The following is a 22,491-nucleotide window of genomic DNA, read 5'->3' as shown; positions in this document are numbered from 1 at the left end:
CGTGTTGAATTCCCTACAAACAAATGAGGTTGAGGCAGTATTTTCAAACCGGGTTTCGCAGCATTGCCTCCCCCTATGCAACCCTTGCAACGCCCTTACGCAGGGTGCGGAAGTTCTTTTGAAGTTGACTGGATTTTCAGGCTCTTTTGTATCAAAAAGGATGGAAAAAGGGGCGCTCACCGAACAGGACAAAAGGAACTATGCACTGCAACTCTATGTGCATACCGACATGACACAGGAGGAAATCTGCAAGATTGTCGGGTGGAAGGACCGCAAGACCTTCACCAACAACAAGGCAAAGTATGATTGGGACAATATCAAGAAGGCCAACACCATCACCTCGGAGGCGGTAATTGCCAACCTGACGGAGAAGATCCACAAGGTCTCCATCTCGGAGGATGCCGTGGAAAAGGCCGACTCCATCGCCAAGCTGGTCAGCTCCATCGAGAAGCTGAGGGGCAACAAGCTGCTGGCCTCCAACTACATCCAGGCTTTCAAGGAGCTGACCCGCTTTATCCAAAGCCGTGATGTGGAAGCGGCCGGAAAGATGAACAACTGGATGAGGCTTTTCATTGATGAGAAAATCAAGAACGGGGAACTATGAACAGGAAGGATTACAACGAGTGGATTGAGTTCTGCGAGCTGGTTGCCGAGGCCACACCCATTGACCTGAACGAAACGGAAGAGGACAAAGGCAGAAGGATACAGCACCTGCTGGGTGACTATTCGGCTTTTTGTTCCTACTACTTTCCGCACTATGTCAAATCGGAAAGTGCCTGGTTCCACAAGCGCATGGCCAACAAGCTGAAGAAGGCGCAGTATGTCAGCGCCGTTTGGGAGGCCTTCCGGGGGGCTGCCAAGAGCACACACGCTGATGTGTTCTTTCCCCTCTACTGGAAAGCCAGCGGGGAGCTGAACTACATGCTGCTGGTGGGGGAAACCGAGGAAAAGGCCAAGCTGCTGCTATCCGACGTGCAGGCCGAGCTGCAATACAACCAGCGTTACATCAATGACTTTGGAGAACAGATGCAATCCGGGGAATGGTCAGAGGGAAGGTTCCAGGCAAAGGACGGCACCTACTTCTCCTGCATCGGTCTGGGGCAATCGCCTAGGGGTATCCGCAAGCGGCAGCACCGCCCGGACTATATCGTGGTCGATGACTGCGACTCAAAGAAGCGTTCCGCCAACCCCCGCAGGGTCAGGGAGGCGGTGGAATGGATACTGGAGGACCTGATGGGCTGCTTCTCGGACTTGCGCCAGCGGTTTCTCCTTGTGAACAACCGCATCCACAAGCAGAGCATCCTGGCAGGCATCCTGGAGGCCTTGCCCAATGCCTACCACTTGCAGGTCAACGCCCTAGACAAGGAGGGGAAGGTGAACTGGCCACAGAAGTACACCAAGGAGTACTGGGACCGCTTGCAGGAGGAAATCCCGCACCGCTCCTTCCAGCGGGAGTACATGAACAACCCGATCGAGGACGGGACGGTGTTCCAGGCAGACTGGATTCGCTGGAAAAAGCCCCTGCAACTGAGACAGTACGACACCCTTTGCCTGTATGGGGACCTTTCCTACACCGAAAACGGGGACTACAAGGCCATCCACCTGGTGGGTAAGAAAGGGCGTGAATTCCACATACTGGAAGCCTTCGTGCGCAAGACCACCATTACCAATGCCGTGCAGTGGTGCTATGACCTGTACGAGGACCGCTTACAGCATGGCAAGGTTCCCTGCGCCATGATGATGGAAGGCAACTTCATCCAGGACAAGTTCATCAATGAGTTTGACGAGGAAGGCGACCGCCGGGGGTACTACCTGCCCGTGGTGGCCGACCGGAAACCCAAGGCCAACAAGTATGAGCGTATAGAGGGGATTTCCCCTTTCTGGGAAAAAGGGATGGTCTACTATAATGAGAAGCATAAGGAGAACCAGGACTTCACTGTTAGCATTGACCAAACCCTTGCTTTTGAAAAGGGGTCCGGGGCGCATGATGACGCCCCCGACAGCCTGCATGGCGCCATCTCGGAACTGATGCGCAGGAACCATGTGGAAAGGCAAAAGCCCAGGACGGGCAAACGCAGGAAAATAGAAACGTATTAAGAGAATGGAAACAGAAACAATCGTAGTGCTGCTCACCTTTGCCACCGTGTGGGCAGTACTGATTTTTGGGGGCTTCTTCAAGGCCTCAGGCAAGCGGGAGCTGCACGAGCTCAGGTTTATCTACCAGTTCGAGTACAAGGGCGAGCACTATACGGCAAGCCTCTCGATGCCGGACCACTTCTACTCTGCCGAGGACTTGCAGCGCCTGATCATGAAACACGCCTGCAATGTGCTCCGCAGCGAGGACGAGGGGCGCTTTATCAGGGAGTCGGAAATCATTTTCACACTAATCAGCAAGGTATGAGATTCCTGACAGACACGGACTACGAAAGCATCGTAGAAGCAGACGAGCTGGAAGTGCTCACCGAAGGAAGGCAGAGCGTCCTGCTCAAGGCTGAGCGCATGGCGGTGGAGAAGGTTCGCAAGATCATCAGCAGGCAGTATGATACGGCACAGCTGCTTATCCAGGTGCTCACCTTCACGGATGGACAGACCTATTACCCCGATGATGTGGCCAGCTACACGGATGGCAACGGGGACACCTACATCTATACGTGCCTCACGGAGACTGCCACCGGTCCGGAAGCCAACCCGGCAAGCTGGCAGGTGGGTGACCCCAGGGACATTACCCTGGTGGAGTACAGCATTTACTTCACCCTTTACATCCTTTACGGGAAGGTGGCCAAGCGCACCGTGCCGGAAGACCGGTACGAACAGTACAAGGAAGCGCGGGATTTTCTTGTCTCCCTCCAGAAGGATGAGGTACATGTGGACTGGCCCAGGCTCCTGGATGAGAAAGGGGAGGAAGAAAGGCCCCTGATCAGGAAGGGAAAGCCCTCCACGGCAAGGCATTACTATTAATGGCCGGAAACACCCCCATTTAAACGCAGTTAAACGGTGTATTTCGGATTATATCAGCATCTAACGTCTATTTGTATATGTATTACACAAAATCAAGCAGGAGCGCTCTAAACCGCCCATCCTCCAAAAGGGTGAAAATGCAGCAGCGCAGCCGCTACCTGGAGCGGATGGATACCGAGAAATGGCGCAAGGCACACCAGGCCGCCATTGACATCTACCGCCCCAGAAGGGAGGAGCTGGTACGCATCTATGAGGACGCCCTTCTCGATACGCACCTGCAAACCGTGCTGAATACCCGAACGCTCTCGGTGCTCAATACGCCCTTCCACATCCTTGATGCGAATGGGGAAAAGAACGAGGCACTCTTTGAGGAGCTGGACAAGAAGTGGATGCACGACATTATCCGCATGGTCGTCGAGAGTATCTACTACGGTTACTCGGTCATTGAGTTTGTCTTGGACAAGGGGCATGTGGTGGCAGTCCAGTCCATTGACCGGGCCCATGCCATCCCGCAGGAATGTGCCGTACTCTCAGATGTGAACGGGGAGCAGCGCTTTTTCCTGGCAGAGCCCCCCTACAATGACTTCTACCTTTTCCTGAAGGACGATACCACGGACCATACCGGGTTGCTCCTGGAGGCCTCCCGCTACACGGTATTCAAGAAGCAGGCCGTAGGCTTCTACAGTCTCTACCAGGAGGTATACGGTTTCCCGTACCGGATTGCCAAGACCGATAGCCGGGACAAGCAGGTACTCGATGGGCTGGAGGAATACCTAGAAGCCATGGGGGAAGCCATGTACGCCATCCTGCCCTTCGATGCACAGTTTGAGATCCATGAGTCCAAGAATACCGATGGGCAGAAGGTGTTCACCTCTGCCATCGAGCTGGCGAACAAGGAAATATCCAAGCGGGTGCTGGGGCAGACCATGACCACGGAGGATGGCTCCTCCAGAAGCCAGGCGGAGGTGCACGACACCACCAGGGAACAAATATACAAGGCCGATATCCGCTATGTAGAATACATGGTCAACGACTACGTGCTGCCGCTGCTGGGCAAGCATGGCTATGCTGTGGAGGGCAACCACTTCCGCTTCGATACTTCCAAGAGCCTCAAGCTGGCAGGAACGCAGCTGGAGGTGGACAAGTGGATCGCCACCCAGTACCGTATCGATCCGGAATACATCACTGAAACCTATGGCACCCCCATCCTGGCAGAGGAGCCCAAGCCAGTGGAAAAGCCGGGAAAGGGTAAGGGGAGCGGACTGGAGCAACAGCTGGTCGCGCTCTACCATGAAACGGGCTGTTGCATCACCGGCCACCAAGAGCCACAAATGGCAGAGGGAAATCCTGAACTGCTTAAACTCTTTCTAAAGGTGGCTGAAAGGCTGTTCAAAAGGGGGTTCAAGGGACTCTGGAAGACCAGGGACTTCAAGGCACTGGCAAACCAGGTGGGTGACACCTTATATAAGGGAGTCGAGCAAGGGTATGGAAAAAGGCTGGTCGACCTGGATTATGACTCCCCGGACCACACCATGCTCAAGTCACTCAAGGAGAATGTCTACCTGTTCTCCTCCTTCAAGGAGGCTGTGCTTTGCCAGGAGATCAATGCCCTGCTGTTGCAGGATGGCCGCCTCAGGGAATGGGATGCCTTCAGAGAGCTGGCTCTGGAGAAGCACCATGCCTACAATGTCACCTGGCTGCGGACGGAATACGATGCGGCCATAGCGCAGGCCACGATGGCGGCCAGGTGGCAGGAAGCCGAGCAGCACAAGGAGGACTACATGCTGCGCTACAGCACGGTCAATGACAGCAGGGTCAGGGAGGAGCACCGAAGGCTGGAGGGGATCACCTTGCCGGTAGACGACCCGTTCTGGACAAGCAACTATCCGCCGCTGGGCTGGGGCTGCCGCTGCGACGTGGAGCTGGTACCCAACCAGACCGCACGGAAGACCCCAAAGGAACGCCTGCGCTACCCTGACAAGGTGCACCCCTTATTTGCAAAGAATGTGGGAAAAGAAAAGGTGATCTTCGATGAGAGTCACCCTTACTTTAAGCTCAAGGGCTTTGAACCTTAAAGCATGTCGTAGATCTCCTTGATCCTGTTGATTGTCATGCTTTTGGACTGGCCGTTGGAAACGGCGAACATCAGGTGAAAAAGCTTGTCCTTGATCAGGGCTTGCCTGCCGGGCTGTTCATTGGTGATAATCTGGTTGTGGTCGCCCTTGACGGTGACCTTGCTGGACTTTACATCAGGCATAAACATTGTAAAAAATATGAAATTTAAAATACATGCTAAAAATATAAACAAAATAGAAGGATTCAAAGAAAGGTTATTGTTTAAAATATTAACATTAGTGAAATTTATATGGGCAGTTTAATTGATATAGGCATACGGTTCAACATCAAGGACAGCTTTTCACAAGGGCTGGACGGCATCCGGAAACAGTTCCGGAAGGTGGAAACCGCTACCGAAAGCCTGAAAACCAAGACGAAGGGGCTCTTCTCCCGCTTCCGCTCCGGAACACAGGAGGCCAGCCAGGGGCTGAAAGCCTTTTCCCTTCAGAATATGCAACTCTATGAGGCCATCTCCAGCAAGGTGCCCTTTATGGACCAGTTGGGGCCTATGCTCTCCAACCCCTACCTGGCAGCGGCAGCGGCGGTGGTCACGCTGGTGACAGGTATCTACAAGCTGGGGCAGCACCTTGTAAAGGTGAGCAAGGAAGCCCGGGAGCAGCAAACCCAGGTGCGCCTGCTCTTCCAGGTGACCGGGCAGGAGCTGGACGACCTCACGGCCAAGGTGATGGGTATCAGCTCGGTGTTCGGAAAGGAAGCCAAGGAGGTCAGGGAGGCTACCAATGCCATGTCAAAGGAATTTGGCATCACAGGCATGGAGGCCGCCAAGGTGATTGAGGATGTGCTGCTGGCTACCGGAGGCAATGCTGACCTGGACTGGATCAAGGAATACTCCACCCAGCTGAAGGCGGCAGGACTGAATGCCGAGCAGTCGGGGGCCCTGATCGTGAAGTCCTTCCGGGAGGGGATCTATCAGGACAAGGCCATAGACTCCATCAAGGAAGCCAACCTGCGGCTGAAGGAACTCCCGAAAGCGACCAGGGACAGCCTGCAAAAACTGGGGGTGGATGTCAATGCCATGTCTGCCAGGATCAAGGGCGGGGCCATGACGACAATGGACGCCCTGCAACAGATCAGTGGCGTGATGAAAAACGCCGACTTGCAGGCGCAGCAGGAAATCATCGCCAACCTGTTTGCCGGTCCCGGTGAGGATGCCGGAAAGCGCTTTATCGGCATGCTCCGGAACATGGACCTGGAAATGGGCAAGCTTATCGACATGAACGATCCTTACATCCGGAAGCAAAAGCAGCGCCTTGCCCTGGAGGAGGCCATCAACAAGGAAGTGTTGAAATTCTCAGGAACCTTCTCCGCTGTAGGAAACTTCTTTGATACGCTGACACTGAAAGCCCGGCTGCTCTTTTACCAGACCATCAACCAGGCAATGGCCTTTATCAATGCCCATGCCGAGCAGTTCCGCATCACCTGGGAATACATCAAGGCTGCCATCGCCCCTGTAGGGCTTGTGCTCAAGGTCGCCATCTGGGCCGTGATGCAATCCATCAAGGCGGTGGCGAAAGAGCTCTACATGGTATGGATGCTGTGGACCTCCGCCCTGAAGGGGATCGGCAAGCTCTGGGATTGGCTGGGGGGAAAGGTCTCGGAATTCTGGCAGAAGATTGGCGGCAAGGCACTGGTGGACCGCCTCTTTGGGGAAGGCAGTACCTGGGACAGGATGAAATCCAAGATCCTTTCCAGCATACAGGCCGTGACGGGAGCGGCAAAGACTGCCTTCGAGATTGTCAACAACCTGCTGGCGGGTGACTTTGACCTGGCAAGCGCCAACTGGGACAAGCTGAAGAAGGACTTCAGCAGTGACCTTGCCGGAAAGAAGGAGATTATCCAGGTGAAAACCACGGATACCCCAAAGGCCAGCAACCCGGAAGCCAACAGCACGATGGCTGGTGGTGGAACCGCAACGCCCGTGACCCCTCCGACGCCGGAGGCCTCCAACTCATTTGGGGGAAGCGGCAGCGGTGCAGGACGGAGCATAACCGTCAACCTGGGGGCACTGGCTCAGAACGTTACCATCCATGTGAAAAACAGCATTGCAGAGGCAGAGGACCTTGAGTCGCAGCTCAGCGAACTCCTGACCCGTGTCGTGCGCAATGCAGAAACAGCTTACTAGATGAAAGAGTGGATAAAGACACAGGATGCACTGCTGAAAGCCTACCGCAAGACCCCACAGCTGGTAGGTGTGACGGCGGTCAGCTTCTACAAGCAGTCCTTCAAGCGGAAGGGCTTTATCGACCGGGGCTACCAGCGGTGGAAACCCACCAAGAAGGATGAGAAGGGCCGATGGGGAAAGACGGGCAAGAAAAAGAACCTGACCACCCTGGTGCAGTCCGGAAGGCTCCGCCGCAGTATCCGTATTGTAAGCAAGAGCCGTGACAGTGTCACGGTAGGCACCGATGTCCCTTATGCAAGAATCCACAATGAGGGATTTAAGGGAACGGTGCAGCAGCGCATCAAGGGTACAACGGTAAGGGAGCATACCCGAAGAGGGAGCAAGGTCAAGGCGCACAAGAGAAGCGGGCACAGCAGAACCATAAAGCAGAATATCCCCAAACGGCAGTTTATGGGAGCTTCTGCCTTTCTGGGAAAACGCATACAGCGGCAGATTGAGGAAACGATTAAATCAGGATTAAAACGTATTTAAATGCTGGATATACTCTACAAGGCAATAGCCGAAGAGCTGAAGAGCCAAAGGGCAAAAGACATCTTCGCCACCTACGGGCTGGAGGACGTGGCGCACGTGGACCTGTTCAACAACCAGTACCTCTACGAGGAGTCGGAAAGGGCTTACCCCCTTCCGGCGGTGTTTGTGGAATTCTCCGAGGCCACCATCAGGCAGCAGGGAAGGAACACGGACGCCAGCCAGGAACTGGTCAACCTGCATCTGGAGAGCAAGGAGCTGGGCAGTACCCGCTACCGGACTATTGACAGCCAGCGCATGGAAAAAGCACTGGAGCATTTGCGGCTGGTTGCCGCCGTCAATGAAGTGGTCAAGGGGATCAGCCACCCCGCTTTCTCCCGCCTGATAGGGATCGGCAGAAAGCTCGACAGTGACCATGAGGGCGTGCCGGTCCATATCATCTCCTACAGCACCAGCCTGCACGACCTGAGCTGCGACAGCTGGAAGGCCCTGACCGAAACCGCCGGTGCTGGGCTTGAGCTTGGCAAGCGGGTGATGCGGCAATAAAAAAATCCCTCCTGCAAGGCAAGGGGGATTTTCAAAACTTCACATAAAACCCAAATGGATACAAATGGAATCCGCTATATATCTTTGCTGAACAGGGAAGAGGAGGAGAGCATCCGCTTCATGTTCTCAGTCGGTTCGAGGATCTCCTCGCAGAAAAGGATATCAGACAGCCTGCGCTTGCTCAGGAAAAACTCATACTGCAATTTTTCCAGCACGATGTCCTTCCGGCTGTCAAAACGCCCGTAGGGCATCTTCTTGATCTCTTCATCAAACCGCTTCTTGATGGCATATTTCTTCAGGTCAAAAAACTTCATACAGTGAATGGTTTCAGGGTACAGGTCTCAAAAATGTTATCTTTTTTAAATGATGGGAACTTTTTTAACAATTCATGCCAAAATAAAAAGCCTCCAATCCGGAGGCTTTGATTAATCGTATTTCCACATGAAGGGGCTGTAAGGGGTTCCATTATTCACCTTGATATCGGGTTATAGGTGGTTAGCTTTCGGCCCCCTATCAGGAACTTTATCCCTGCTGGAGTATGATAGGCATAGTTCACCTCTCTGTGATTCGGTAAGTTAATTGAAACCCATTGAACCTCGTAATCAGATAGCTTGGGTTTTTCCTCACAGACAATGATCCACTTGTATGGGTCCAGCGGGATTCTGATGTAGTAGTCAAACGGCTTGACTCGCTCTTCTGGTTCCAGCCATATCTGCTTTTCCCTGATCCGCCTTGTTTTCAGCAGCATAAACTCCCCCTTTAGCAATGGCTTGATCCGTTTGTAATCCCTGTCGGTTAGAAAGGTGAAATACAGTATGGCTTTAGGGTTACTCATCGTCGGTTTCATCTAGGTGGTATGTTGAATAAGAGAAATGCCGTTCGTATAAAAACCATCGGTTGCAGTTGCCACACCTGGACTCTCCCTCATTGTCATGATACTCATCTACATCCTCATCTTCATAACCACAATGGGGGCAAACTATCTGGGGGGTGAACTCATGGTCTATTTCGTTCAAAAAACCATGCTCATCAATGTATTGTGCCATAGTTAATAGGGGTTAAGGTATGGAATAGGTCACCTGTCTTGTCGCAAAGACCCTGTGTATCACTCTTCCCTCCCCGTTGACAAAGGAGTAGGCCAGCGACTCGAAAGGGTGGTCCTTTGTGGTAGACCCGCAAAGGTGATGCTTCAGCTCGCCTTTCCCCCTTGCCTTTACTATCCAGGACTCCAGGCGGGCAGGCAAGTAGTGGAGTAGCCAGAACCAGAAGTAGAGGTCAAACTCCATTTCCAGCACCATAGCGTTTTGGCGGTTCAGGCCTATTCTCCTATTGTCCCTGGCACACCGTATGGAGCTGTAGCAGGGAGTCCCAGCAGGGATCACCCCATTAAAGAGTAAATTAGCAATCTCAGCACTGCTTGAATACCAGTAAAACCTTGCCTTCACTTTTCTATTCATTATCCTTCTTAGCATAGTACGTTGCTTTTAATGTTGCTGTAGTTTTTTACCTGCATCCTTCCGGCTCCCGGTGCCGGCTCTGCGGGGCTTCCGGCCTTATGCCTGCCGAGAAGTTTTCCCATGTCCCCACCCAGATTGGTATCCTTACCACCTGACCGGTGCTGGAGATGGGTTACCGTGAAGTCCTCCTCCATTTCGGCCACCTTGCCGGCCGTGAGGGGGATGACTTGGAGCAAGGTATAGACCTGTACCTTGTCAAGCGGTTTCCCTTCCCTTTTGAAGGTGCTGTAGAACCGCTCCAGGCTGCCGGTCTCGGGGTGGTACTCCAGTTGCAGGTAGCCCGTCAGGCCTTTTCGCCTTAGCCTGTACTTGAGGGTCCTCTTTGTACGGGTGTATGGGGTGGCTTTTACGCCACAGAACATCAGCCTCTTGGCTGCCTCCACAAGGCTGGTGGCCCTGACCGACACCTTGCCTTTCTTGGTCTCGAAGACGTAATCGTGGTTTATGCGCATTTGATTTTTAAGGTTTTGTTTCCGATACAGGGTGTTTAGGGGTGAAAGGTACAGGGCCACGGAATGGGGCCGCCACCGGGTGGGTGGCAGCTCCGGCCCGTTTGCCTACCCGAGGGAGACGGTCTTTTTGGGGATACTGTCAAAAAGCTCCTCCACGGTGCCGAACACCCTGCTTTCCGGCACGTCTATGCGCTCCTGCCTGCCCACATACACCGAGTAGCCCACCTGCCCGGTCTCCTCGTCCAGCAGGAAGATGGCCGACACCAGCGTTTGCAGGATCATGCCCTTGTGGAACACATATACCGAATCGCAAAGGAAGTAGCGGTTTCTGATTGGGGCCAATACCGTTGTGCCCATCTCTTCGTTCATCATAAGATTTTCCATTGTCGAGTTAGATTAGTTGTTGTTGATTATTGCTCTAAGTGTTTCAAAGGCCTTCATGACCTCCTTGCGGGTCTGCTCGCTCATCTCCCCGTTCACGATCCTCATCAGCAGCTCTATCTGCGCATCCTTCAGGGCCCCGCTGTGGTGCTCCTTCCTTTTGCGGTCCGCATGGGTGAAGTCCTTGGCCCATTGCTTCAGCTTCCGGGCTTCCGGGTGGGAGAAGAAGTCGCACAGCTTGATGATGCCCTGTCGGCTCCAGCAGGTGGTGAGCTGGTAGCCCCCGGCGGTCGGCATCCGGAAGATGATCCAGTCGCTGTCCCGCTTGAGCACGTCCAGGTTGTTGCTCTTGATGTTGCGCAGGTAGCCGGGGTCAACCTTCAGGGCCCTGGCCGCATCGGTGTTGGTCACCACAAAGTTGTTGATGTCCTCGCTGGAGTGGATGCGTATCGTCAGCGTCGGGTCAATCTCCACAATCATTAGTTCCAGTTCTGTTTCCATAGTTTTTAGGCGGTTTTATGTAGTTGTTGTAAAATATTGATGCTTACCCAGCTGTCGAGTGCTCCCCAGAGTGCGCAGATAAAGTGCTTTTCCTCCTGGCTGGCGGCATGGCTGCCCCATGCGGCGCGGACCATGTCTTTCAGTACCACGGTCTCGGACTCCTTCAGTTGCAGGGTGGTCAGGTAGCCTGAGGTGTCCAGCTCCCCGATAGCCCCGGACAGCTCCCGCAGCAGCAGGTAAGGGAGCGGGGGGCCCTGTTTGCCGCTTTCCAGTGCCTTCCTGATGACCTCCCGGAGGATGTCCCATTCCTGCCGGTAGAGCGAGAGTGTAAAGTGTTGGTGATTCATCTTGTGCCGATCTTTAGGTTTTTGAGTTCTTCTTGCAGGTAGGCATTGAAGCGGGTGCGCCGGAAGTTGTCGGCCATCTGCTCGAACTGGCTCACCAGCCGGGGAAGTTCCTTGTATGCGTACTTGCCCAGGGGCTTTTGCAGGTAGCTGCGGCGCTCCATAAAGCCGTTGAACAGGTCCCAGTTGATCTGCCCTTCCGGTGCGAAGCCGCTCTCGCCTGCCAGGTGCAGGATCTTGCTACGCATCCGCTTGACGGATACCTGTTCCCCAGTTACCGGCAGCTTTCCGGCCTGTCTGCCCAGGTCATCGAGCATGCGGCTGACCTCCTGCTGGCTCATGGCGGCGGTGCTGTCGGTGCGCCCTTCGGTGTACTGCAACACCAGCAGCCCCTTCTGCTCCTGCAACCCCAGCTTCTTGAGCAGCACGTAGAAGTATTTCCTTTGCCTTTGGTTCATCTCACTTTCAGGTTAGGGGGCAGCGGGTTGGCCACCGCCCCCGGTGATACATTTACTGCTTGTCTGACGGTGGGTAGGCCGTGATCGTCAGGCGTTTTTTCGGGTTCTCCACAATGCGGATGCCTGCCTGCTCCAGGTCGGCGGCCACCTTCTCCAGCGACATGGCCTTGCTCACCTTGGCCAGCGGCAGCTTGATGTCAACCAGCTCGGGGTACTCCAGGGCAAACTCCAGCGCCTCGAAGTCCGGACTGACCTCCACCTTGCGCTGCGTGGTCAAGGCCAGCTTACCGCCCTCCAGGTTCAGCGTGTTGCTTTCCGCAAACTGCTCCGGGTGCGCGTCCACCCACTCCTGGATCTTGGCCTCCAGCTCGCGCTGCTCCTCGGCGATCCTTTCCTTCTCCAGCCTGATCAGGGCCAGTTTCGACAGCAGTGTTTCCGGGTTGTTGAATTTGTTCTTGTTCATCGTTCAGATTGTTTTTAATTGTTAGACATTATGACTAGGTATGGTATGCTCAGTTGCTGTTCAGGCGTTCCTCCAGCTGCACCTTCATCACCTCCTTGCGGATGCGGCGCATGTCAAAGCCCGCGCTGATGGTCAGGATGTTCTTGATGGCCTCCTGGTTTTTGATCCCCTGCGCCTCGACAATGTCACGGGCCATGGCCCTCATGAACTTCAGCCTTTCGTGCCCCTCCGGGATCAGCCTGGTGTACTTGCCCCCGAAGCGGCTGAATATCTCCTCGTAGCCGTTCTTCCTCAGCCTTACGCCGGTGTCCATCTTCTTCCTGAGCCCCTCGGCCCCCAACATGTACAGGCCACAGGCGAATTCCAGCTCGTTGTAGAGGCGCTTGAGCAGCAGCACAGCGCTCTGCTCCAGGTCACCCGCCTCGTCCAGGATGACGATGGGGTTGGTCAGCGTCTTCAGGTAGTAGACGCAGTCCATGAAAAGCTGCTCCAGGCTGCCCGCCTGCTCAAAACCCAGTGTCCGGGCCAGCAGCTTGATGAAGCCCGACTTCTTGGGCGCCTCCCCGCAGTTGAGGTAAAAGGCGTTGGTGTTCTGCTCGGCGTAGGCCTTGCCCGCATGACTCTTGCCGATGCCGGCGATGTCGCAGAAAATGCCCGTGGTGCTGTGCTGCTGGCAGAAGGTGAGCTGCGCGCTGATCACGGAGAACACCTGCGTGCGGGCGGTCTTCCAGGACAGCTCGCTGTGGTGGCTGTAGCCCACGAAGCGGGCGATGCGCACCCAGTTCTGGTGCGAGAGCAGCGACTTGCCGCCCTTGTTGGTGTACCTGCCGTTCTTGAGCTGGGAGTAGACCCCCTTGTTCAGCCCGATGCTGACGGCAAACTTGGCGTCGCTGCCCAGGCTGGACTGCTCCCGCTTGTACTGGAGCAGGTCAATGATCTGCTGCTTTTCCTCGGTGGTGTATTCCATTACTTGTTCCATGTTCTCAAATTGTGTTTTAGGGTGTATCAGGGACGTAAAAGGGTGAAAGGTACAGGGCGCAAAAGCCCGGGCTAGAGCATGTCTATGGCCTTCTTCCTTAGCTCCTCTTCGGTCATCTTCTTGCTTGTGTTTTTCTTCGGTTCCTTTTTGGGTTTTGCCTGCTTCTGCTTAGGCTTTGCCTCCTCGGCCTTCCCGATGCCAAACCTGTGGGCTTCCGCCGCCTGGTTGTGGGTGTCCTTGTACTTTCCATCCAGACTGGTATCTCCCAATGACCAGTCATAGCGGGCGTGCAGCTCCTGGTCGGCGCCCGAAAGCTGGATGCCCACCGCCTCGTCAGCCTCCTTCAGCCCTTGCTCGAAGGACCTGACCTGCTCATCGACGGAACTGGCGTTCCTGAGGTGCTTGCCCAGGGCGCTCAGGTCCCCGTCGGCTGCCTCCTCCTCAATCACGGCGGCTCTTTGCAGCTTGCCGATGCTGAAGAGGTATTCCTCTTCCAGGCTGTACAGGTCCGCCATTTCCCCGGACTCGTCCCAGTAGATTTTACACTTGGGAGAAGTAGGGTTTTCGCTGTGCTCCACAATGGTTTGGATGTTGTCGTGGTAGTTCGGCAGCTCAAAGGAGTAGTCCTTGCCGCTGTTTGTGACCGTGATCACGTTGCGGCGGTAACTCATATCAATAATGGTGTTGAAGCCGAACACCAGCCTTTTCACCTGGTCATCAAACGGCTGGCACTCCTGGTTTTTATCCTCCTCATACCACTGCATGCGGGTCCTGCCATCCTGCATCACCTGGTTGTTGTTCTCCTGCACCAGCGCCCGGAACTGCTCCAGCACCTCGTACATATCCGGCAGCTCCTCATTGCGGGGGGCATAGTCCGGGTTGTGGGTATTGTTGATGTCCCTGGCATTTAGCCCGACCCCTAGCCAGTTGTCAAACTTACGCCCCAGATTGGAGAGCATCTTGACCGAGATCTCCGCTGGGTTGGCCTTGGAGTTGCCCGGGGTGATCGTGGTGAAGCGGTTGGCGATCAGCCCCAGCCATTCCCTCATGCCCATGCCGGTATTGGCCGAGCCGTTGTCGGAGATAATCACCTTTGGATGGATGTACCCGGCATTTTTGACCGCCATCTGCACGGCTGCCCTTACCAGGGCGCTGTCCTCATTGGCTCCATAGCTCCAGCCCAGCACCACCCGGCTGTGCACGTCGATCACACGGACGAAATACATGTTCTTGCGGACTACCCTGGTCCTGCCTCCAGTGGTGTCTACCGTATGGTAAGCCAGCTTGCCCGAAGAGCCGTCAATGGCCCAGAGGCTGTTGCTGTATTTCACCGCATGGCGTGGCACATAGGGGCGGTAACGGTCGTATTCCTTCTTGCCGTGACGCTGCCTGGCCATCAGCACCTTGTTGTCGAACTTGTTGAGGTAGTTGCCTATCGTCCTGATGCTTACCAGCTCGTGCTCGGCAATCCCGAGGGCTGCCATTCGCTCCGTGTACTGGTCGTACACATCCTTCTTGGTGTACTTATTGGCCTTGTTGAAGTTCATCCACAGGCTGTAGACCATGGCCTCGTGCACGTCGAACTCCATCACCTCCCCGGTCACGGGGTGCGCCAGCTCCATGGCCCCGAACTTGCGGGCGTGGTCGTTGTTATACTTGCCGCTGACCACGAAGTTGTAGCGGTTTTCACCGCCTTCCACCTTCCTGTAGTCCACCAGCCGCTTGCGGATATAGGCCTCGGTGCTTGCCTTGAAGCCCTCCAGGTTGCGGGCAGCCAGATGGATGGCCGCCACCTCGAACAATTCCCTCTGGGACTTGCACCCCCACTGGGTATACAGCTTCTTTTCCACGTTGTCGGACTGGGAAAGGAACTCCAGCCACCCCCAGGCCTCCGCCAGCTCATAGGACTTCTGGATATTGAAGGTCCTGACAGCACTCCGGTACATAAAGAAGTTCACCACTTCCCTGATGCGGCCATCCATAAAGGCATCGTAGGCTTTTACCACCTCGTCCCTGGCCTGCAGCTTGCGCTGGCGCTCCAGCCTGACGGCTCCCTCCCGGGAAATGCCCGCCAGTTTTTCAGCAATTCTTTCCAGCTCCTCCCTTGGCGGCAGTTGCGAGCGGTAATGGGTCGGGCGTCTGTTCGGGATGCGGGCCTCGTCGTAGTAGAAGCGGTCATTGATACGCGCCCAACGCCAGCTCTTGCCGGTGTCGGGAAGCTCCGAAAGGTAACGCTGGGTGGGGGGAACAGACTTTTTATATCTTGGGCGTGATATCTTCATAAAATACTCTGATGATATCTCGCAGATACTCTCCAATATCTCCTGACTAACCCAAACGGTGCCTTCCTGTATCAATATGTCTCCTACATTATACTGCATCCCTTACATTCTGTCTTGGTTTCTTCCTATTCCTTGTTTCTTTGTTTACTTTCATTCTCCAGCTGCGATAGGCTATTAGTGTATGCCACTCTCGCATAATACCCAGGTGATCGGTACGCTGTCCGTTAGCCATAAGGCTGACAAGCTGCTTGCTACAACCTTTGATTTCGGCTATCAAACCGATATCGCCTGATCTCCAACCACAGGGCAAACTGATGTTTGTGTCCTGTTTTTTCATATATTTGATTGTTTACGTATTATCTACACTGCAATCTTACTACATGTATTAAACTTTTACAATATATAGTTTAATAAATGTTGTAAACATTTATCTATATGCCTGAAAATCAAGAAGAAAAAATTAACGAAAGAATTAAGAAGATTCTTGTAATGAGTGGATTATCTAAGTCAGATTTCGCTAGATCTATAGGGGTAACTCCTCAAACCTTAAATAATGTAATAGGACCTAAGCAATCTTCGCCAAACGCAACTATTCTAGCTAACATTATTACTACATATAGTAGTATTAATCACATATGGCTTCTAACTGGTAGTGGCAGCATTCACACTGAAGAAGAGGAGTCGGATAAGGCAGTTAAAATAAGAGGAAAGGGGAATATTGTTGCAGACAATAATACAGGTGTATTAGGTAACAACATTAAAACATCTAGTAGAAGTGAAGAGTCTATTAAACTAGAGTTATTATTAGAAAAGGAAAAAGTAAGATCATTATCTGAAAAAGTTAACTCATTATCTGAGCAACTAAAGACAAAAGATGAGCAGATAAAAACTAAAGATGAGATGATCGAATTGCTAAAATCAATGCTCCAGAAATGATGGTATAATTGATGGTGTAAATGATGGTGTTAGTTTGTAAAACAAAAAGTACAGATTTGCACCATCATTTTACAAAATCAATGCTTCAGAAGTAGGATGAAAAGGGTGGTATAAAGGGTGGTATAAAGGGTGGTGTGTATTTAGAAAACAAAAGGTACAGATTTACACCACCCTTTAATAAAAAAGCAGCCCCTGGGAGCTGCTTCTTTTCGCTAAAACTAAAATGAATGTATCGGTAATCCCTAACCGGGCTAATGTGTGGGCTTATAGTAAGGTGTGTAAAGTTAAGCCCACTATAATTCAATTATTAAACTAATAATCAATTAATTAATCATGATTGAACTTCAGAATTCCTTAGAAAAAGTCAGTAAAGAACTAGGTAGATCAGTTAGTTACCCAGAAATTATAATAAGTATTATAGACACTGTCACCGCCAGTACTATAGGTCTTTGGAAAAAGAACCCTAGCTTATTTCACAATAATGTGAATACAGCTAGGGATTTAGCTTTAAAAACCATTATCAATAATATAAATGGTATTGATAATAAAATCAGAGAAGGATTAAAGACTCAGGATCAGGTGTTTATTGACCATTGTGGTATTGAATACTGTTTCTCACAACCCTTGTTAGAAGATTAGTAAGTTCCTGCTCTAGGTCTTCGGTCCCCTTCTGGATGGCTTTCTGTTGGCTCCAGAAGCGCTGCACCTCTTCCAAAGAAGCGATGTTATTGATTTCTACGATCACGGACTTACTGTCCTCTTTGATTACTTTAATGTTTTCCATGGTCTAATATGATGGCTTATAGTAAGGTGTGGAAGTGTTTTAACAGGAAAAGAGCCATTACCAGGTCTCTCAATACATCTGATGCCGCATCACAATACTTGCTATACAGCTTTCCTTTAACCTCTGAGAGTAGGGATATAACGATTACAACACCCACTAACAGGCTCTCAAAGACAAATAAATAGGCAAATAACCATAAGTAAGGTGCTAATAATAAGTGTCTTGGCAGGTTGTTGATATGAATAACACCTTTTTTTACATCATAATAGAACTCGAATTTCACTAGCAGTATAAAAGCTGCTGTCACTACTAAAACCTGAGTGTATGGATTCATTAAACAAGACTTTAGATTCAACACAATATTTTGATATCCTGGAGAAAGTCGCCAAGCTGGAGGATGGGAATACGATAGGCTCCAGTCTAGACAGCCTCTATGAGGAGTGTCATAAATTTAACCCTAATTATGTTGAATATCTTTACCAGCACGCTACAGCGGTTCAGGATCAGGACAGCTTCAGTACGGAGCCTATGATTGTGGATGGGGATTTCACTATAAGAAAGGGTGATATAGCACTAGGAGAGCGTTTTACGCCTATTCATTATGCCTTATTGTGGTGCCAGTTTAAGTTTATGGATCGTCTTGAGGAAGTGTTAAATTCAGAGTCAGACAATCCTATTGCTGCTATGCAACTCCTTGATAAGGAAGATAACAGGCTTATGAAAGACTACCTGTCTGAAGAATCTATGCAACGCCTGGACCGCAAGAGAGCCAAAAGGATTGCTGATTCCTGTTATCAAAAAATCAAGAACGTTTCCTTTGACTATATGAAAGCTCTTGATTTCGCTGGCAAGGGTCTTGGACTTATACTTGCCATGGATAAATTAAAGGATCTTTAAATATCATTTAAATGGGGATCAAATGAGGGGCGATGTGGAAATTTCACCCCTCATTTCAAAAGGTCATGTGGATCTAATGTGGGGAGGCTGCTCCCGGCTACCTTTGTTTTTGGTTGCGCCTTCCCCCATTTTACCCTGTACCTTTCGTTCTGCCCCTTACACATTATCACAAAACGAACAATAATCTATCATGAAAATACTACTATATGGAGCCAATGGGTATACAGGAAGACTGATTTGTGAACAAGCGGCGGAAGCTGGGCAAGCGCTTGTGCTAGCAAGTCGGAATGCCGAAAAAATTAAACCTATTGCGAAGCATTATGGGTGGGAGTACCGTACAGCAGATCTGAATGATCCTAGGGCGCTGGACTTTCTTCTTTCAGAGATGACGGTGGTGTTACATTGTGCAGGGCCATTTAAGTTTACAGCAAAACAAATGATGGAAGCATGTATTCGCAATGGTGTACATTATCTGGATATTACGGGTGAAATTGAGGTGTTTGAATTGGGGAAATCCCTTGACCAAAAGGCAAAAGCTGCCAATGTAATGGTGATGTCAGGTGTAGGGTTTGATGTGGTGCCTACAGATTGTACTGCTTTATACCTGAAGAAGCAGCTACCTGATGCTACACATTTGCAGTTGGCGTTTACATCAGTAGGAGGTGCTTTTTCTCATGGTACAGCCAAAACAATGGTAGAGAACCTTGGGGAATTTGGTGCAATCAGAAAAGATGGGGCGATTACGCCTGTTCCAATGGGGTATAAAGGAAGGTGGGTAGATTTTGGAAAGAAAAGGCTTTTTGTGATGACCATTCCTTGGGGTGATGTGGCTACTGCTTTTTATACAACAGGCATTCCTAATATTGAGACCTATATGGGTGTGCCAGAGAAAGCATTCAACGTGATTCAAAAATTGAGATCTCTGGAATTTTTGTGGAGCAATGGGTTGGTGAAAAGAATTTTGAATTGGCAGATTGATAATAATTTGACAGGCCCCGACAAGGAAGCAAGAGCAAAATCCCAAAGTATGGTATGGGGTAGGGTGACTAATGCAAGTGGAGAAGAAAAAGAGGCTAGGTTATTTACTCCTGACGGATACACCCTGACTGCTAAGACAGCCTTGCTGATTGCACAAAAAGTTTTGTCTGGAAACTTTAAGGCAGGATACCAGACCCCTGCTGGTGTTTATGGCGAAGACTTGATTTTGGAGATACCTAATACGGTCAGAGAGGGTTAAATCGGTTGGTGTTTGTGCGAATATTTCAAAAACATTGACTTTCGTAATCCCTTTTTGATTTTTTTGAGGGGCATTTTTGCCTTATGAAGGAAGAAATGAAAATCATGCCGTCAAAATTATGGAATGGGGAGCGGCATTATAATGCCCATGTTGACTATTTGAAGCAAACTTATGGAGGAAGAGTCCAGAAGGTTTCCATCAATGCAGACTTCACTTGCCCTAACCGAGATGGGAAGTTAGGGAGAGGAGGTTGTACTTTTTGTAATAATGATAGCTTTACTCCTGCCTACGTAAAGGAAACACCAAGTATCACAGCGCAGCTTGATAAGGGAGTTGCATTTCTGAGGCAACGTTACAAACGGACAGCCATGTTTGTGGGTTACTTTCAGGCATATACCAATACCTATGGTGATTTGGCGTCTATCAAAAAAGTATACGAGGAAGCGTTGGCCCATCCTGATATCTCAGGGCTCGTGATCGGTACCCGTCCTGACTGTATCACTGAAGAGCAGTTGGATTACTTTGAGGCTTTAGCCAAAAAATATTTTATCGTTTTGGAGTATGGCATTGAATCCTGTTACAATGATACATTGGCAAGTGTGAACAGAGGTCATTCTTTTGAGGATACTGTCCAGGCTTTGGAAATGTCTCAGGGGAGAGGGTTTCATGTTGGAGGGCATCTGATGTTTGGTTTTCCGAATGACTCAAGGGAGCGGATGCTTGCTCAAGTTGAAAAAATTAATCAGCTGCCTTTAGATGCTATCAAGTTTCATCAGCTACAAGTCGTGAAGGGTACTGTAATGGCAAAACAGTACAGGGAGTACCCTGAGCAATTCAATTTTTTCACTTGTGATGAGTATATAGATTTTGTTGTTCAGTTTGTAGAAAGGATGCGACCAGATTTGCAGATTCAGCGCTTCACTAGTTCTGCACCACCCAGCATCAAGTTAGCGCCTGATTGGGGTAATGTTCGAGAAGACCAACTGATTCTACGGATTGAAAAAAGGTTTGAAGAACTGAATACTTGGCAAGGGAAGTATTATGAAGGTGATTGGGCTAATTAGTATTGTGAGAAAAAAAAGAGTCCATTGATTGCTGTGAAATCAATGGACTCTTTATTTACGGTGCAGGTGACTTACAAGAAGTCAGGAGCTTGCTCCAATCTCATAATTGGGTAACGCAGGTGCGCTTTTTCGTAATGAGGTGTTTGCTTATAGATAAATACAAGTTGAGCATATGCGTTGTCCGCAAATTCCTTGTCTTCTTTTTTCTTAGCTTCTAAAGCTTCACGGATTTCAGGATGTTCTTCCAGATACTTGGCTGCATGGTCCTCAAAAACGTAAGGAGAGAAATGCTCCTTTTGCTGTAGAATAGCATCAAAGAAGTTCCATGCAAAAAATGAATCTGTTGCATGTGGCTCAAGTGTTTCTACAATATATCGGTTAGCAGACTGGTTTACCTCTACTATATAATCGCCCGCATTGATGGTGACTTCTTGTGGCTTGCTATTTACTTCTACATTATAATGGAGGTAGTGTCCTTCGTATGGAGCTGAAGTTGTTTTGTAGTCAGCAATGTAATACACGCTAGCATTGACAGTCTTGGAGTCGTGTATTTGTGTCACCTTAATATTATTGAGTTTTAATAAGTCTACAACTTTTTGGTGCCCAGCAGGGATGATATAGGCAAAAGGTTTCTGTACTGACTTATCAGCGACATACTGATTGTAAAACTTGATGTCTTTTTCGAAAGGCTTGTTTCTATCGTAATAAAGTCTTGGCAGTCTGCTTACATCACTGATTTTATAACCACCTTCATAACCTTTGAATTTTCTGACCTCAAATTCTAACTTGTTAGCTTTCCAGGCAATCGGGAAAGTCTTTTGCATTTTAACAGCTTCTTCAGTTTCTTTTCTTAAAGCCTTGACTTCTTTTCCATTATTCTTCAAGTAATCAATAGCCTCATCCAGAAAAGCATAAGTAGCTTCTGTTCTTGTCTTGAATGGTTTTAGCATATGTGTTTCGGTCACATAACTCAAGGTATTGAAGAGAGTTGTATAGCCCGAAGAGTAGCGAGGAGTATCAATGAACTGTACATACCCTGAGTCAGGTACTGTTCCCCAAACGTTTACGTAAGGTGTCATGTCAAATCCTTTAGCTGACATCTTTTTTTCCATTGATGGAGTCAGCTGATTTCTCATATAATCACCCAGTTTACCCCCTAATTTATCCTCTTGTGTTGAGAGGTAGGTCATCACATATTGGTAGTCTGCACCGTTACTGACATGCGTGTCAATAAATAGGTCTGGGTTTAGAGAATGAAAAATCTGAGTGAAACTTTTCATGTTCTCCGAATCAGCCTTGATAAAGTCACGGTTGAGGTCAAGATTTTGTGCATTGCCTCTGAAACCATAGGATTTAGGACCAACTTGGTTGGCTCGGCTATGTGAGTTACGGTTTTTGGCCCCGCCTATATTGTAAAATGGGATAACGGCTATTACTACATCTTCTAAAGAGGCGAGACGTTCTTTGTCTTGCAGGATATCTCTTAAGAGCATGAGACTGGCATCAACCCCGTCAGGCTCTCCTGGGTGAATGGCATTATTAATAAGCAGGATGCTTTTATTCTGTATTTGATCAAAATCAAATGTTTGATCTGCTGAAAGTAAAGCGAGATGTAAAGGTTCTCCTGAATCTGTTTTACCAATGGTTTGTAACTTTAGTTCAGGGTGATAAAGGGCGAGTGTTTCCAAGTATTGGATGCCTTCTTCATAAGTGACAGTCTCAGTTCCTTGAGTTTTTTCAAATTTGGTTTCCCATTCAAATGTTGACTTTTGTTGTGCTTTTTGACACCCTATAGCCAAGATTGCTAGGATTGCTGGTATAAAAAGTTTTTTCATGCTAAAAAATATTGCATTAATAAAGTTTGTCGGTATATCTGTTTGTACTATTTAGCAAAGATAGACTGAAA

At 50.2% G+C, this 22,491-nt stretch carries 29 protein-coding genes; 12 read left to right on the top strand and 17 right to left on the bottom strand.

Annotated elements, in window-relative coordinates; genetic code table 11:
• The first annotated feature begins 160 nt into the window (after nt 1–160).
• From V6R21_RS19015 to V6R21_RS18995, 5 genes are all read left to right on the top strand, one after another.
• On the top strand, nt 161–604 hold the full coding sequence (locus V6R21_RS19015) for a hypothetical protein (protein ID WP_334243671.1): 444 nt from the start codon (nt 161–163) through the stop codon (nt 602–604).
• Nucleotides 601–2,097, top strand: coding sequence for a phage terminase large subunit (gene terL, locus V6R21_RS19010; RefSeq protein WP_334243670.1), 1,497 nt, complete (start codon nt 601–603; stop codon nt 2,095–2,097). Before V6R21_RS19015 ends, terL begins: the two co-directional genes overlap by 4 nt.
• A 4-nt stretch (nt 2,098–2,101) precedes the next feature.
• A complete protein-coding gene (locus V6R21_RS19005; RefSeq protein WP_334243669.1) occupies nt 2,102–2,401 on the top strand; it encodes a hypothetical protein in 300 nt (99 codons plus the stop codon).
• On the top strand, nt 2,398–2,958 hold the full coding sequence (locus V6R21_RS19000) for a hypothetical protein (RefSeq protein WP_334243668.1): 561 nt from the start codon (nt 2,398–2,400) through the stop codon (nt 2,956–2,958). The genes V6R21_RS19005 and V6R21_RS19000 overlap by 4 nt, the downstream gene beginning before the upstream one ends.
• A gap of 137 nt (nt 2,959–3,095) precedes the next feature.
• Complete coding sequence (locus V6R21_RS18995) at nt 3,096–5,033, top strand: phage portal protein family protein (protein ID WP_334243667.1); 1,938 nt, start codon at nt 3,096–3,098, stop codon at nt 5,031–5,033.
• On the opposite strand, the gene V6R21_RS18990 is transcribed toward V6R21_RS18995, so the two are convergent.
• Entirely contained in the window at nt 5,030–5,215 is a 186-nt protein-coding gene (locus tag V6R21_RS18990; RefSeq protein ID WP_334243666.1) for a hypothetical protein, read from the bottom strand. The two genes, V6R21_RS18995 and V6R21_RS18990, sit on opposite strands and share 4 nt — an antisense overlap.
• A 108-nt stretch (nt 5,216–5,323) precedes the next feature.
• Between V6R21_RS18990 and V6R21_RS18985 the strand changes: the two genes are divergently transcribed.
• Genes V6R21_RS18985 through V6R21_RS18975 form a run of 3 tightly spaced genes read left to right on the top strand, consistent with a single transcriptional unit; the run spans nt 5,324 to nt 8,290 of the window.
• On the top strand, nt 5,324–7,216 hold the full coding sequence (locus V6R21_RS18985) for a phage tail tape measure protein (protein ID WP_334245154.1): 1,893 nt from the start codon (nt 5,324–5,326) through the stop codon (nt 7,214–7,216).
• Nucleotides 7,217–7,747, top strand: coding sequence for a phage virion morphogenesis protein (locus tag V6R21_RS18980; protein ID WP_334243664.1), 531 nt, complete (start codon nt 7,217–7,219; stop codon nt 7,745–7,747).
• Entirely contained in the window at nt 7,748–8,290 is a 543-nt protein-coding gene (locus V6R21_RS18975) for a hypothetical protein (RefSeq protein WP_334245153.1), read from the top strand.
• A 74-nt stretch (nt 8,291–8,364) separates the two neighbouring features.
• On the opposite strand, the gene V6R21_RS18970 is transcribed toward V6R21_RS18975, so the two are convergent.
• The 13 genes from V6R21_RS18970 to V6R21_RS18910 form a co-directional block, all read right to left on the bottom strand.
• Nucleotides 8,365–8,604 carry a hypothetical protein gene (locus tag V6R21_RS18970; protein ID WP_334243662.1) on the bottom strand — a complete coding sequence of 80 codons (240 nt, stop codon included), beginning with the start codon at nt 8,602–8,604 and terminating at the stop codon, nt 8,365–8,367.
• A 155-nt stretch (nt 8,605–8,759) separates the two neighbouring features.
• Nucleotides 8,760–9,137 (bottom strand): hypothetical protein, encoded by a 378-nt coding sequence (locus tag V6R21_RS18965; RefSeq protein WP_334243661.1) that lies wholly within the window; start codon nt 9,135–9,137, stop codon nt 8,760–8,762.
• A complete protein-coding gene (locus tag V6R21_RS18960) occupies nt 9,118–9,336 on the bottom strand; it encodes a hypothetical protein (protein ID WP_334243660.1) in 219 nt (72 codons plus the stop codon). The genes V6R21_RS18965 and V6R21_RS18960 overlap by 20 nt, the downstream gene beginning before the upstream one ends.
• A 12-nt stretch (nt 9,337–9,348) precedes the next feature.
• Nucleotides 9,349–9,762, bottom strand: coding sequence for a hypothetical protein (locus tag V6R21_RS18955; RefSeq protein WP_334243659.1), 414 nt, complete (start codon nt 9,760–9,762; stop codon nt 9,349–9,351).
• Complete coding sequence (locus V6R21_RS18950) at nt 9,756–10,259, bottom strand: hypothetical protein (RefSeq protein ID WP_334243658.1); 504 nt, start codon at nt 10,257–10,259, stop codon at nt 9,756–9,758. The genes V6R21_RS18955 and V6R21_RS18950 overlap by 7 nt, the downstream gene beginning before the upstream one ends.
• A gap of 105 nt (nt 10,260–10,364) precedes the next feature.
• Complete coding sequence (locus tag V6R21_RS18945) at nt 10,365–10,643, bottom strand: hypothetical protein (RefSeq protein WP_334243656.1); 279 nt, start codon at nt 10,641–10,643, stop codon at nt 10,365–10,367.
• Between the two features lie 12 nt (nt 10,644–10,655).
• Entirely contained in the window at nt 10,656–11,141 is a 486-nt protein-coding gene (locus tag V6R21_RS18940; protein ID WP_334243654.1) for a BRO-N domain-containing protein, read from the bottom strand.
• 5 nt (nt 11,142–11,146) lie between these two features.
• Nucleotides 11,147–11,488 carry a hypothetical protein gene (locus V6R21_RS18935; RefSeq protein WP_334243651.1) on the bottom strand — a complete coding sequence of 114 codons (342 nt, stop codon included), beginning with the start codon at nt 11,486–11,488 and terminating at the stop codon, nt 11,147–11,149.
• Nucleotides 11,485–11,943, bottom strand: a complete 459-nt coding sequence (locus V6R21_RS18930) for a hypothetical protein (RefSeq protein WP_334243649.1) — start codon at nt 11,941–11,943, stop codon at nt 11,485–11,487. The genes V6R21_RS18935 and V6R21_RS18930 overlap by 4 nt, the downstream gene beginning before the upstream one ends.
• 52 nt (nt 11,944–11,995) lie before the next feature.
• Nucleotides 11,996–12,406, bottom strand: coding sequence for a host-nuclease inhibitor Gam family protein (locus V6R21_RS18925; RefSeq protein ID WP_334243647.1), 411 nt, complete (start codon nt 12,404–12,406; stop codon nt 11,996–11,998).
• Between the two features lie 49 nt (nt 12,407–12,455).
• Entirely contained in the window at nt 12,456–13,385 is a 930-nt protein-coding gene (locus V6R21_RS18920) for an ATP-binding protein (RefSeq protein WP_334243645.1), read from the bottom strand.
• Between the two features lie 71 nt (nt 13,386–13,456).
• Nucleotides 13,457–15,667: a transposase family protein gene (locus V6R21_RS18915; RefSeq protein WP_334245152.1), complete on the bottom strand. Its 2,211-nt coding sequence runs from the start codon at nt 15,665–15,667 to the stop codon at nt 13,457–13,459.
• A gap of 88 nt (nt 15,668–15,755) precedes the next feature.
• Nucleotides 15,756–16,004, bottom strand: a complete 249-nt coding sequence (locus V6R21_RS18910; protein ID WP_334245151.1) for a hypothetical protein — start codon at nt 16,002–16,004, stop codon at nt 15,756–15,758.
• A 98-nt stretch (nt 16,005–16,102) separates the two neighbouring features.
• Between V6R21_RS18910 and V6R21_RS18905 the strand changes: the two genes are divergently transcribed.
• Nucleotides 16,103–16,603, top strand: a complete 501-nt coding sequence (locus V6R21_RS18905; RefSeq protein ID WP_334245150.1) for a hypothetical protein — start codon at nt 16,103–16,105, stop codon at nt 16,601–16,603.
• A 583-nt stretch (nt 16,604–17,186) separates the two neighbouring features.
• On the opposite strand, the gene V6R21_RS18900 is transcribed toward V6R21_RS18905, so the two are convergent.
• Nucleotides 17,187–17,387, bottom strand: coding sequence for a hypothetical protein (locus tag V6R21_RS18900; protein WP_334245149.1), 201 nt, complete (start codon nt 17,385–17,387; stop codon nt 17,187–17,189).
• Between the two features lie 16 nt (nt 17,388–17,403).
• Nucleotides 17,404–17,721: a hypothetical protein gene (locus V6R21_RS18895; protein WP_334243634.1), complete on the bottom strand. Its 318-nt coding sequence runs from the start codon at nt 17,719–17,721 to the stop codon at nt 17,404–17,406.
• Between V6R21_RS18895 and V6R21_RS18890 the strand changes: the two genes are divergently transcribed.
• The 3 genes from V6R21_RS18890 (at nt 17,712) to V6R21_RS18880 (ending at nt 20,585) form a co-directional block, all read left to right on the top strand.
• The gene (locus V6R21_RS18890; protein WP_334243632.1) at nt 17,712–18,284 is read left to right on the top strand and encodes a hypothetical protein; all 573 of its coding nucleotides are present in this window, start codon (nt 17,712–17,714) and stop codon (nt 18,282–18,284) included. The genes V6R21_RS18895 and V6R21_RS18890 overlap by 10 nt on opposite strands.
• 190 nt (nt 18,285–18,474) lie before the next feature.
• On the top strand, nt 18,475–19,521 hold the full coding sequence (locus V6R21_RS18885; RefSeq protein ID WP_334245148.1) for a saccharopine dehydrogenase family protein: 1,047 nt from the start codon (nt 18,475–18,477) through the stop codon (nt 19,519–19,521).
• Between the two features lie 104 nt (nt 19,522–19,625).
• Nucleotides 19,626–20,585: a TIGR01212 family radical SAM protein gene (locus V6R21_RS18880; protein ID WP_334245147.1), complete on the top strand. Its 960-nt coding sequence runs from the start codon at nt 19,626–19,628 to the stop codon at nt 20,583–20,585.
• A gap of 71 nt (nt 20,586–20,656) precedes the next feature.
• On the opposite strand, the gene V6R21_RS18875 is transcribed toward V6R21_RS18880, so the two are convergent.
• Entirely contained in the window at nt 20,657–22,420 is a 1,764-nt protein-coding gene (locus V6R21_RS18875; RefSeq protein WP_334245146.1) for a M14 family metallopeptidase, read from the bottom strand.
• Nucleotides 22,421–22,491 lie beyond the last annotated feature (71 nt).

The organism is Limibacter armeniacum (genome assembly GCF_036880985.1).
Lineage (GTDB): Bacteria > Bacteroidota > Bacteroidia > Cytophagales > Flammeovirgaceae > Limibacter > Limibacter armeniacum.
This window is presented reverse-complemented; position numbering and strand designations above follow the sequence as displayed.